Annotated in this window: 8 protein-coding genes; 6 read left to right on the forward strand and 2 right to left on the reverse strand. The window is 73.1% G+C overall.

Annotated features, from left to right (window positions below; translation table 11 throughout):
* Positions 1-283 precede the first annotated feature (283 nt).
* The 5 genes from ACH4S9_RS27520 to ACH4S9_RS27540 all read left to right on the forward strand — a co-directional run bounded on the left by ACH4S9_RS27520 (position 284) and on the right by ACH4S9_RS27540 (position 9,500).
* The gene (locus ACH4S9_RS27520; protein WP_398374240.1) at positions 284-3,364 is read left to right on the forward strand and encodes a glycoside hydrolase family 2 TIM barrel-domain containing protein; all 3,081 of its coding nucleotides are present in this window, start codon (positions 284-286) and stop codon (positions 3,362-3,364) included.
* A gap of 11 nt (positions 3,365-3,375) precedes the next feature.
* Positions 3,376-4,938: an alpha-L-fucosidase gene (locus ACH4S9_RS27525; RefSeq protein ID WP_398374241.1), complete on the forward strand. Its 1,563-nt coding sequence runs from the start codon at positions 3,376-3,378 to the stop codon at positions 4,936-4,938.
* Positions 4,935-5,942, forward strand: coding sequence for an aldo/keto reductase (locus ACH4S9_RS27530; RefSeq protein WP_398374242.1), 1,008 nt, complete (start codon positions 4,935-4,937; stop codon positions 5,940-5,942). The genes ACH4S9_RS27525 and ACH4S9_RS27530 overlap by 4 nt, the downstream gene beginning before the upstream one ends.
* A gap of 73 nt (positions 5,943-6,015) precedes the next feature.
* A complete protein-coding gene (locus tag ACH4S9_RS27535; RefSeq protein WP_361182217.1) occupies positions 6,016-7,845 on the forward strand; it encodes an NAD(P)/FAD-dependent oxidoreductase in 1,830 nt (609 codons plus the stop codon).
* Entirely contained in the window at positions 7,842-9,500 is a 1,659-nt protein-coding gene (locus ACH4S9_RS27540; protein WP_311722136.1) for a hypothetical protein, read from the forward strand. Before ACH4S9_RS27535 ends, ACH4S9_RS27540 begins: the two co-directional genes overlap by 4 nt.
* Positions 9,501-9,559: 59 nt before the next feature.
* Here the strand turns inward: ACH4S9_RS27540 and ACH4S9_RS27545 are convergent, their stop codons facing one another.
* Together ACH4S9_RS27545 and ACH4S9_RS27550 are read right to left on the reverse strand one after the other, a co-directional pair.
* On the reverse strand, positions 9,560-10,672 hold the full coding sequence (locus tag ACH4S9_RS27545) for an NADH:flavin oxidoreductase/NADH oxidase (RefSeq protein ID WP_358845979.1): 1,113 nt from the start codon (positions 10,670-10,672) through the stop codon (positions 9,560-9,562).
* Positions 10,673-10,732: 60 nt separating this feature from the next.
* On the reverse strand, positions 10,733-11,383 hold the full coding sequence (locus ACH4S9_RS27550) for an NAD(P)H-binding protein (protein WP_398374244.1): 651 nt from the start codon (positions 11,381-11,383) through the stop codon (positions 10,733-10,735).
* 114 nt (positions 11,384-11,497) lie between these two features.
* On the opposite strand from ACH4S9_RS27550, the gene ACH4S9_RS27555 reads away from it, so the two are divergent.
* Positions 11,498-12,166 carry a GntR family transcriptional regulator gene (locus ACH4S9_RS27555; protein WP_398374246.1) on the forward strand — a complete coding sequence of 223 codons (669 nt, stop codon included), beginning with the start codon at positions 11,498-11,500 and terminating at the stop codon, positions 12,164-12,166.
* The last annotated feature ends 19 nt before the right edge of the window (positions 12,167-12,185 follow it).

Here is a 12,185-nt window from a genome sequence, read left to right on the forward strand (position 1 = left end):
CCGTCTCGCCGTCCTGAGGTCGGAGCGAACACGGGGGAGGGGGAACGACGGCAACGCTAGGCACGCGGCACAGGGCCGTCAAGGGTGCGGAATCCGCTGGAAGAGGCCAATATCCCGGCGTCGCCGCGCTGTTGACGCCCTCTGCGGATCCGCCTTACCGTCGATGCGAAAGCATGGTCCGAGGTGGCATACCAGCGCGGGGTTCGATGTCGATGACGGCGCTGCGGAGGACCGGAGCGATCGGCAGCAGGGAGTTCAGCGCCCCAGGCCCTCGGGAGCACGCATGCTCGCCTACCACGAAGACTTCTCGCCCGGCACCGGCCGCCGCGCCCCCCGGGCCCACTTCACCTCCGACGCCGCCCGGCTCAGCCTGAACGGCCGCTGGCTCCTGCGCATGTCGCCCACCGCGGACGCGGCGCCCCTGGACTTCCTCGGCCCCGAACCGGCCCCGGGCGACGACTGGTCACGGCTGCCCGTGCCCTCGCACTGGGTGCTGCACGGCCACGGCCTTCCCCGCTACACCAACACCGCCTACCCGTTTCCCATCGACCCGCCGCACGTGCCCGACGACAACCCGACCGGCGACCACCGGTACGTCTTCGAGCTGCCCGAGGGGTGGCGGACGCCCGGCAGTGTGCTGCGCTTCGACGGTGTCGACTCCTGCTTCCGCGTGTGGCTCAACGGCCGCGCCCTCGGCACCTCCAAGGGCAGCCGGCTGCCCGCCGAGTTCGACGCGGGGGAAGCGCTCCGGCCCGGCCGCAACGTGGTGGCCGTGCGCGTCCACCGCTGGTCCTCCGGCAGCTACCTGGAGGACCAGGACATGTGGTGGCTGCCCGGGATCTTCCGCGATGTGACCCTGCTGGAGCGGCCGGAGGGCGGCATCGACGACTTCTTCGTCCACGCCGACTACGACCACGAGACCGGGCGCGGCCTGCTGCGCGTCGACACCGAGGCCCCCGCGCTGCTCACCGTCCCCGAACTCGGCATCGCCGGACACCCGGCGGGGCTCCCGCTCACCGTGCCCGGCGCCGAGCCGTGGAGCGCCGAGACGCCCCGGCTGTACGAAGGGTGGCTCGCCACCGGCACCGAGCGCGTCCGGCTGCGCATCGGATTCCGTACGGTCGCCATCCGCGACGGACGCTTCACCGTCAACGGCGCGCCCGTGCTGCTGCGCGGCGTCAACCGCCACGAGCACGACCCCGACCACGGCCGCGCCCTGTCCCTCGCCACCATGCGCGAGGACCTGCTGCTGATGAAGCGGCACAACATCAACGCGGTGCGCACCGCGCACTACCCCCCGCACCCCGCCTTCCTCGACCTGTGCGACGAGCTCGGGCTGTGGGTCGTCGAGGAGTGCGACATCGAGACCCACGGCTTCATCTACGCCGACTGGCACGGCAACCCGGCCGACGACCCGCGCTGGCGGCCGATGCTGCTGGACCGCATGCGGCGCATGGTCGAGCGCGACAAGAACCACCCCAGCGTCGTCATCTGGTCGCTCGGCAACGAGAGCCACCACGGCCGCAACTTCGCCGCCCTCGCCGACTGGACCCGCGCCCGCGACCCCGCGCGCCCCCTCCACTACGAGCGCGACCGTACCTACCGCCACTCGGACTTCTACAGCCTCATGTACCCCCCGGTGGACGAGGTCGCCCGCATCGGACGCCACGAGGAGGAGCCGCCGCCCGAGACCGCCGCCGAGCCGGCCCTGGAACACCGCCGCCGCGCCCTGCCCTTCCTGCTGTGCGAGTACGCGCACGCCATGGGCAACGGCCCCGGCTCCCTCACCGCCTACCAGCGCGCACTGGAGGCGCATCCGCGCTGCGCGGGCGGCTTCGTATGGGAGTGGATCGACCACGGCCTGCGGCGCCGCACCGCCGACGGACGGACGTACTTCGCCTACGGCGGGGACTTCGGCGACACCCCGCACGGCGGCACCTTCTGCGTCGACGGCCTGGTCTTCCCCGACCGCACGCCCTCACCGGGGCTCCTCGCGTACAAGACGGCCATCGAACCCGTCGTGATCACGGCGGATCCCGGCGGCGGCCGGATCGCCGTCCGCAGCCGTTACGACCTGCGCGACACCTCGCATCTGCGGTTCATCTGGACCTTGGAGGACGAGGGGAGGGCCGTCGCGGGCGGCGAGCTCGACGTCCCCCCGCTGGGCGCCCGGCGGACCACCGGGATTCCGCTGCCGGAGCTGCCCGTGCCCGGGACACCGCGCGGCGAACTGTGGCTGACCGTACGGGCCGTGCTCGCGGCCGGCGAGCCCTGGGCACCGTCCGGACACGAAGTAGCCTGGACCCAGGCCCCGGTCCCGCACGCCACCACGCCTCGGGGACGTCCGGCGGATCGTGACGCCTGCGGCGGGCTCCCCTACCCGCCCCTTCCCGAAACCATGGGCTCCGCCCCTGGACCCCGGGGTCTGGGGCGGAGCCCCAGTTTGGGGAAGGGGCGGGTAGGGGAACAGACACCCCCCAGCCCGACCGGAGTCACCCTCGCGGAGCTCGGCCTCGACGTCGACCGGCGGACCGGAACGCTCCGAGCCATCGGCGGCGTCCGCCTGGACGGGCCGTGGCTGGACATCTGGCGCGCGCCCACCGACAACGACCGCGGGATGGGGGACAACTCCGTCCTGCGCGCCTGGCGGGCCGCCGGCCTCGACCGCCTGGTCGCGCGCACCGTACGCGTCGAGGAGCGCCCCGACCGGCTCCTGGTGGAGACCCGCGCCGCCCCGGCCGGCCTCCCGCACGCCCTGCGCGTCCGGTACGTCTGGACGGCGGATTGGCCGGCGGACGGGTCGGCGGACGGCCCCGGCCTGCGGCTCACCGTCCACCTGACCCCCGAAGGCCCCTGGGACGGGCTGACGCTGCCACGCCTCGGCGTGCGCCTCGCGCTGCCCGCCGGCCTCGACCGGGTTCGGTGGTACGGCAAGGGGCCCGGCGAGGCCTACCCGGACAGCGCGGACGCGGCGCGCGTCGGCCTGTTCACCGCCACGGTTTCCGAACTCCAGACCCCGTACGTCGTCCCCCAGGAGAACGGCCGCCGCGCCGCCGTCCGCTGGGCCGAGATCACCGATTCCGCGTCCGGCGCCGGACTGCGCGTCGAGGGCGCGGGGGACACGCCGCACTTCGGGCTCACGGTCCGTCCCTGGAGCACCGAGGCACTCGAAGCGGCCGACCACCCCACGGACCTCGCGCCGGACGGCCGTACGCACCTTCACCTCGACCACGCCCAGTACGGCCTGGGCAGCGCCTCCTGCGGACCCGGCCCCCTCCCGGAGCACCGGCTGCCCCCCGCGGAGTGCGCCTTCACCTTCGTGTTCCGAGCAGCACCCAGTGGAAGCGGAAAGGGAGACTCATGAGCGCCGGACCCATGAGCGACGGGCAAAACTACCGCCCCGACTGGGGGTCGCTGCGCGGCCACCGCGTCCCGGACTGGTTCCGGGACGCCAAGCTCGGCATCTGGTCGCACTGGGGCCCGCAGTCCGCCGCCCGCTCCGGCGACTGGTACGCCCGGCATCTGTACGGGCCGTACGACGGCACCGAGGAGTTCGAACGGGAACGGGCGGGCCGGCAGACCGCCGCGCACCGGAAGCGGTACGGGCACCCCTCCCGGTTCGGCCACAAGGACCTGTGCGGTCTGTGGCGCGCCGAGAAGTTCGACCCGGAAGCGCTGATGGACCGATTCCGGCGCACCGGCGCGCGCTACTTCGTCTCCATGGCGGCGCACTGCGACAACTTCGACCTGTGGGACTCCGCCCACCAGCCCTGGAACGCCGTCAACGTCGGGCCGCGCAGCGACATCGTGGCCCGCTGGGAAGCCGCGGCGCGCGGCGCCGGGCTCCGCTTCGGGGTCAGCATGCACGCCGGTTCCTGGACCTGGCGCTGGCTGGACGCCGCCTTCGCCGCGGACACCGAGGGGCCCGCGGCGGGCGTTCCGTACGACGGGCATCTCACCGCCGGGGACGGCCGGGGCCTGTGGTGGGAAGGGCTCGACCCGCGGGCCCTCTACGGCCGGCCGCGGCGCCCGGGCGAGCCGCCGGACCCGGAGTTCATCGACGACTTCTACGCCCGGCTGCGCGATGTCACCACCCGCCACCGGCCCGAACTGGTCTACCTGGACGACTCACGGCTGCCCTTCGACGACGGCAGCGTCTGCCCTGCCGCCCCGCCCAGCGGGCGTGGTCTGGAGTTCCTCGCCGACTACTACAACCGGGTGCCCGAGGGCGTGGTGAGCATCAAGACGGTGCCGGGACGCGACCGCGGGGCCGTGCTCCTGGACATCGAACGCCAGCAGCTGGGCGACACGGACCCCGAGCCCTGGCAGTACGACACCAGCATCGGCGACTGGTTCTACTGCGACGGCTATCGCTACAAGACGCCGGACGACATCGTCCATCTGCTCGTCGACACCGTCAGCAAGAACGGCTGCCTCCTGCTCAACGTGCCCCAGCTGCCCGACGGCACGCTGGACGACGCCACCGGGGCCGTCCTCGACTCCCTCGGCGGGTGGGTCGAACGCTGCGGCGAAGCCGTCTTCGGCACCCGCCCCTGGGCGCGGTACGGCGAGGGGCCGACCCGGGTTACCGGCGAGCGCGCGAGGGAGTCGGCCCTCGCCTACACCTCGCGCGACATCCGCTTCACCCGCGCCGGGGACGCGCTCTACGCCTTCCTGATGGCGTGGCCGGACGGCCACGACCGGACCGTGCGCATCCGCAGCCTGGGACGGGCCGCGGGGCTGCTGCACGCTCCGCCCCGGCGGGTCACCCTGCTCGGGGCGTCCGCGCCCGCGCGGTGGACGGTGCGCGCCGACGCCCTGGAGGTGACCCTCCCCGACCGGCCCCCGACGCCGTACGTCCAGGTCCTGCGGATCGACATCGGGGAGCCGGGCGCCGACGAGGCCGGCGCCGACGAGGCCGGCCGGACGGCGACATGACGCACCGTGTGCCCGGCGGGGAGGCGGCGGCCCTGCCCATCCGCGTACTCGGCCGCAGCGGCGTCCCCGTCACCGCGCTGTCCTTCGGGTCCGCGGCCATCGGCCACCTGTTCACCCCGGTCACCGACGAGCAGGCGTACGCCACCGTGGACGCCGCGTGGGATACGGGCATCCGCTACTTCGACACCGCGCCCCACTACGGCGCGGGTCTGGCCGAGCGCCGCCTGGGCCGCGCCCTGCGCACCCGCGCCCGCGACAGCTATGTGATCTCCACCAAGGCCGGCCGCCTCCTCGAACCCGCGGAGCCGGGGCGGGACGGCCGCCCCGGCCACCGCCGCGTCTGGGACTTCAGCGCGGCCGGTGTCCGCCGCTCGATCGAGGACAGCCTGGCGCGTCTCGGTCTCGACCGGGTCGACATCGTCTATCTCCACGACCCCGACGACCACGCCGAACAGGCCTTCGGCGAGGGCTATCCGGAGCTGGAGCGGCTGCGCGGGGAGGGCGTGGTCGGCGCGATCGGCGCGGGGATGAACCAGGCCGGGATGCTGACCCGTTTCGTCCGCGACACCGACGTCGACGCGGTGCTGTGCGCGGGCCGCTACACCCTCCTCGACCAGCGCGCCGCCCTCGCCCTGCTGCCGGCGGCACGGGAGCGCGGCACCTCCGTGGTCATCGGCGGGGTCTACAACTCCGGGGTGCTGGCCGATCCCCGCCCGGGGGCCACGTACGACTACGCGGCCGTGCCCCCGGACCTGCTGGACCGCGCCCGCCGCATGCGGGCGGTGGCCGAGCGGCACGGCGCCACGCTGCGCGCCGCGGCCCTGGCCTTCTCGGCGGCGCCGGAGCCGGTGGCGAGTGTGCTGGTCGGCGCGCGCTCGCCCGGTGAAGTCGCCGATGCTGCTGTGCAGTTCAGGGCTTCCGTGCCCGCCGACCTCTGGCGGGAGCTGCGCGCGGAGGGGCTGCTGCCCGAGGATGTGCCCACCCCTGGGCCTCGGGGGTCATGACGGGCGGGGCGCGCATGGCGTAAATTTAATGCAGTTGATTGACTTACGTGGTGCTGCTCGGTTGACTGACGCCATGTCCACCCCCCACGCGTCATCCGGCCCTGTCCCCATCGACCCCGAGGAGCTCGGCTTCGACCCCGACGAACTGCGAGCCCGCTACCGCGCCGAGCGCGAACGCCGGATCCGCCCCGACGGCAGCGCCCAGTACCAGCGCCCCACCGGCGAGTTCGGCCACTTCGACGAGGACCCCTACGCCGACCCCGGGCACACCCGGGAGCCCCTGCGCGACCGGGTCGAGGTGCTCATCGTCGGCGGCGGGTTCGGCGGTCTGCTCGCCGGGGCCCGGCTGCGGCAGCAGGGCGTGGACTCGATCCGGGTGATCGAGAAGGGCGCGGACTTCGGCGGCACCTGGTACTGGAACCGCTACCCCGGCATCCACTGCGACATCGAGTCGTATATCTACCTGCCGCTGCTCGAAGAGGTCGGCTACATCCCGGAGTGGAAGTACGCGCCGGGGGAGGAGATCCGGCAGCACGCGCGGGCGATCGCGCGCCGCTTCGACCTCTACGACGACGCCTGCTTCCAGACACAGGTGACCGAACTGCGGTGGGACGACTCCGCATGGGAGTGGGCCGTCACCACCGACCGCGGAGACCGTATGCGGGCGCGCCATGTGGTGGTCGCCGGCGGGACACTCAGCCAGGTCAAGCTGCCCGGCATCCCCGGTATCGAGACCTTCCGGGGGCACACGTTCCACACCAGCCGCTGGGACTACGCGTACACCGGAGGCGACGCGAACGGCGGCCTGGACGGGCTCGCGGACAAGCGCGTGGCGCTCATCGGCACCGGCGCGACCGCCATCCAGGTCGTGCCGCACCTCGCCGAACACGCACGGCAGCTGTATGTGTTCCAGCGCACGCCGTCCTCGGTCGACGTACGCGGCAACCGGCCCACCGACCCCGCGTGGGCCGATTCGCTCCAGCCCGGCTGGCAGCGGCGCCGCATGGAGAACTTCCTCAAGGTCGTCACGGGTGTCCGTGCCGACGAGGACCTGGTGAACGACGCCTGGACCAGCAGCGCGCGGCTCCAGGAGAAGATGATCCCGGTCAACAGCTATGCGCACATCCCGGCCGAAGAGCGCGAACGCGCCTACGAGATCGCCGACTTCCAGAAGATGAACGAGCTGCGCGCCCGGGTGGACACCGTCATCGAGGACCCGGCGACGGCGGAGACCCTCAAGCCCTGGTACCGCTACATGTGCAAGCGGCCCACGTTCAGCGACACCTACCTCCAGACGTTCAACCGGCCCAATGTCACCCTGGTCGACACCGCCGACACCCACGGCGTCCAGCGGATCACCGAGAACGCCGTCGTGGTCGGCGACACCGAGTACGAGGTGGACTGCGTCATCTTCGCGACCGGTTTCGAGGTGGGCGTCTCGGGCGTCATGTCCGGAAAGCTGCCCGTGTACGGCAGGGGAGGCGTCCCCCTGCTGGAGGCCTGGAAGGACGGCCCGAAGACCCTCCACGGCTTCTACAGCCACGGCTTCCCCAACTTCTACCAGCTCGGCCCGCTCCAGAACGCGAGTGCCGTCAACTACGTCCATATCCTCGACGAGCAGGCCGGCCATGTCGCCGAGATCATCTCGCAGGCGCGCAAGCGCCAGGCCCGGTACGTCGAGCCGAGCCCCGAGGCCCAGGACGCCTGGGTGGCCACGATCCGGGAGAAGGCGGCGGACCTGTACAAGTTCCACGCCGAGTGCACCCCCGGCTACTACAACAACGAGGGCACACCCCGGGCGCGGAGCCAGTCGTACGGCGACGGACCGGTCGCGTTCCACGAACTGCTCCGGCGCTGGCGCGCGGACGGCGGCGCGGACGGCGTCCTGGTGGTGTCCGAGTGAGCGCGACACCGATCCCCAGCCGCTTCGACGACACGGGCGGCCTCCGGACCAGCAGCGCCCGCTGGAAGGCCGAGCGGCTCAACCCGCCCAGCCGGCTGTGGGGTTCGAACGGCGTGGCGTTCGGCCCCGACGGGCGGCTGTACGTCGCCCAGTTCCTCGCCGGACAGATCAGCGCCGTCGACCCGGCCACCGGGGACATCGAGGTGGTCGTGCCGATCGACGGCCCGGTCCAGTCGCCGGACGACCTCGCGTTCGGCGCGGACGGCTCGATGTACATCACCGACCTGGTCCCCGGCCGGGTGTGGCGCCGCACCCCCGAGGGCGAGTACACCCTCGTGTCCGACGAGGTGACGAACCCCAACGGCATCACCTGCATCGGCGACCGGCTCTTCATCAACGAGATGAAACCCGACGGCCGCCTGATGGAACTGTTCCCGGACGGCGGCGACCCGGTGGTGCTCACGGCGGGACTGGCCCTCGGCAACGCGATGCAGCTCGGCCCCGACGGCCACCTGTACTACCCGCACATGATGAGCGACCAGGTCTGGCGGATCCCCCCGGACGGCGGGGTGCCCGAGCCGGTCGCCGAGGGCGTACACGAGCCGGTCGCGGTCCGCTTCGACCGAGGCGGTGTCCTCCACGTCCTGTCGCGGGGCGTGGAGGGCATCGTGACCCGCGTCGATCTGCACGGCACCGGCTCCCGCACGCTGGTCACCAGCGGTGTGGCGGGGCTGGACAACGCGGCGTTCGACACCGAGAACCGGATGTTCATCTCCAGCTACGCCAGCGGCGGCATCGCGGAGATGCACCCCGACGGGCGGATCCGGGAGGTCGTACCCCGCGGGCTCGACGGCCCCTATGGGGTGACGATCGACCTGGGCGGACGGGTCTACGCGGCCGACCACTACCGGCTGGCGGGCCCCGCGGCCACCCACGAGGGCGAGCCGAACTCCGGCCTGGACGGCGACGAGACGGGCGGCGTGACGACCCACGCCCTGATGCCCTTCGCCCACGGGATCACCGCCGACGGCGAGCTGCTGCACCTCACCTCGCAGTACGGAAACGTCCGGACCCACCACCCCGCGCGCGGCATCACCCGGGAGCGGGCGGCCGGCCTGGACCAGCCCCTGGGCATCGCGGTGAGCCCGGACGGCTCGCTCGTCGTCGCCGAGGCGGGCGCCGGCCGGATCGTGGCCATCGACGGCGACGACACCCTCACCGTGCTCGCCGAAGGGCTCGACCACCCCGTGGATGTGGCCTTCGACGCGGAGGGCCGCTGCTATGCGACCGACGACCGGCTCGGCGCGGTGCTCCGGATCGACGACGGGACACCGGTGACCGTCGCGGACGGGCTCGGGGCGCCGCAGGGGCTGGCGGTCCTGGGCGACGAACTCTTCACGGTGGAGACCGCGCACCGCAGACTCCGGGCGATCTCGCTCACCACGGGGGAGAGCCGGATCGACGCGGAGGAACTGCCGGTGGGCCCGCCCCCGGGCGTCGCTCCCCGCGCCGACCCCGCCCTGTTCGCGGGCGGCCTGCCCGGCTCCCCGCGCCGCTTCGCCGGCCTCGCCGCCGCCCCGGACGGTTCGCTCCTGCTCGCGGCCGACGGGGAGGGCACGGTGCTGCGGCTGACGCCGTCCCCGGCCGGCGCCTGATCCTCCGGTCGTTGACGGTGACGTCGGCGACCGGCAGGTCTCCCGCCCGGTGGTGACGGTCAGTCGCGCTCGCGGCGCCGGACGACATACGCGTACTGGTCGGGCCAGCTCGGCTCGGCGCCCAGTTCGAGGGCCGCGCGCTGCGGCCAGTACGGGTCGCGCAGCAGCTCACGGCCGAGAAACACGGCGTCGGCGCGGCCACCGGCGACGATCTCCTGCGCCTGCCGCGGCTCGGTGATCAGGCCGACGGCCGCGGTGGGGATGTCCGCGCCCGCGCGCGCCCGGGCGGCGAACGGCACCTGGTAGTCCGGGCCGGTGGGGATCTTCGCGTCGCGGACCATGCCGCCGGTGGACACGTCGAGCAGATCCACGCCGTGGGCCTGGAGCTCCTTGGCGAGGCGGACGGTGTCCTCGCCGGTCCAGCCCTCGCGGTCGTCCTCGGGGCTCTCGGTCAGCCAGTCGGTCGCGGAGGTGCGGAAGAAGACCGGCAGGTCGTCGGGCCACACCGCGCGTACGGCGTCGACGACCTCGAGGGCGAAGCGGATCCGGTTCTCGAAGCCGCCGCCGTAGGCATCGGTGCGGTGGTTGGCGGCGGGGGAGAGGAAGGAGTTGATCAGATAGCCGTGCGCGCCGTGCACCTCGGCGACCTGGAAGCCCGCGGCCAGCGCGCGCCGCGCCGAGTCCGCGAAGTCCCGTACCAGCCGACGGATCTCGTCGACCGTCAGCTCGTGGGGGACGGGCAGCCCGTCGTACGCGACCGGGCTGGGGGCCACGGCGCGGTAGCCGCCCGCGGACTCGGGCACATACCGGTCGGACAGCCAGGGCTTGTCGACGGACGCCTTGCGGCCGGCGTGCGCCAGCTGGATCGCCGGGACCGAGCCGTGCGCCTTGACGGCCTCGGTGATACGGGCGAACGCCTCCTGCTGGCGGTCGTTCCACAGGCCCAGGTCCCAGGGGCTGATCCGACCGTCGGGGCGGACCCCGGTGGCCTCGGCCATCACCAGACCCGCGCCGCCGGCGGCGCGGCTCGCCAGGTGGGTGAGGTGGAAGTCGGTCGGCGCGCCGGTCTCCGGCCCCTCGGGGGCGGCGGAGTACATGCACATCGGGGACATCCAGACGCGGTTGGGTATCTCGAGGGAGCGGAGCTTGAGGGGGGTGAACAGGGCACTCACGGGTGGTGTCGTCTTTCTGGTGATGGTCTGCTTGCTGCTGCGCGGTGCACGGGAAGCGGCTCAGGCCGCGAGCGCGGCGACCGCGTCGGCGACGGGCGTGTCGCCCGAGGTGAGCTCGACGATCGCGCGGTTCAGGGCGGGCTCGTGCAGCGCGGCGTCGATGAACGCGGCGACGTCGTCGCGGTGCACATCGCCGTACTCGACCGCCGGCCCGGCGGTGACGCGGCCGGTGCCAGGAGTGTCGAGGAGCGTGCCGGGGCGGACGATCAGCCAGTCAAGACCGGTACGGGTGAGATGGACGTCCGCGGTCTTCTTCACCTTGATGTAGTGCTCGAAGCCCTCCCCGGCGCCCCCGCCGCGCAGGGCGTCCGGGAACACCGACACCAGGACGAACCGGCGCACACGGGCCCGCTCGGCCGCCTCGGCGGCCTTCTCCAGGCCCTTGCCGTCGATCAGCGTGGTCTTGTCCGTACCGGTGCCGTGGGCGCCCGCCGAGAAGACCACCGCGTCATGCCCGGCGAGCTTGGCCGCCAGTGCCTCCACCGAGTCCTCGATCAGGTCCCCGGCCAGCGGAACGGCCCCCGTGGCGCGGACGGTGTCGGCCTGCGCCGGGCTGCGGTGCATGCCGGTCACCTCGTCACCGCGGGCGGTGAGCAGCTCCGCGAGCCGACGCCCGACGCCGCCTGCGGCGCCGATCTGGAACACCTTCATCAGTGATCGCCTCTCTTCTCAGCAGCAGGATCGCGCCGATCGCGCTGTGTCTGAATGTTGACATTAGTACAACATGGGCAATGTTAACATTGCGACATCGAGGAGGTTGGGGTCATGGACGAAACCGGCAAAGTTTCCCCGGCGCGGCGGCGAGGCCTGGCCGATGAGGTGGCGGACCGGATCCGGGAGGCCATCTTCAACGGGGGCTATGCCCCCGGCGCACAGCTGCGCGAGGTGGAGCTGTCGGGCGTGATGGACGTCAGTCGCGGCCCCGTACGCGAGGCGCTGCGGATCCTGGAGCGCGAGGGCCTGGTCCGGTGCGCCTGGCACCGCGGCACCGTGGTGACCACGCTGTCCGCCGAGGACGTCGCGGAGCTCGAGAGCCTGCGCGGCGCGCTGGAGCGGCTCGCCGTCGAGCGGATCACCGCCCATGCCTCGGAGGAGGACCTGGCGTCCCTGGAGAAGGTGGCCGGGCTGATGGAGCGGGCCCGGGACGAGCACGACATGGTCCGCCTCGACATCGGGTTCCACGACGCGGTCTTCGCCGCCGCCGGCCACCTGCGTCTCGCGGAGGCGTGGGAGGCCATTCGCTGCCAGGTGCACCTGTTCCTGCTGACCCGGATCGGCCGCTCCACCCAGGGCTATCTCGGCCGCGTCCCCCGGGAGCACCGCGAACTCGTCGCCGTCCTGCGCTCCCGTGACCTCCAGGCGGCGCTCGACCTGTTCGCGGCCCACCGCCGCGTCGCCGTCGACGTGGTCAGCGCGGAGCCCGCCCCGAGCTGACCCGCGTCGCACGGCGCGG

The organism is Streptomyces sp. NPDC021225 (assembly GCF_044332865.1).
Lineage (GTDB): Bacteria > Actinomycetota > Actinomycetes > Streptomycetales > Streptomycetaceae > Streptomyces.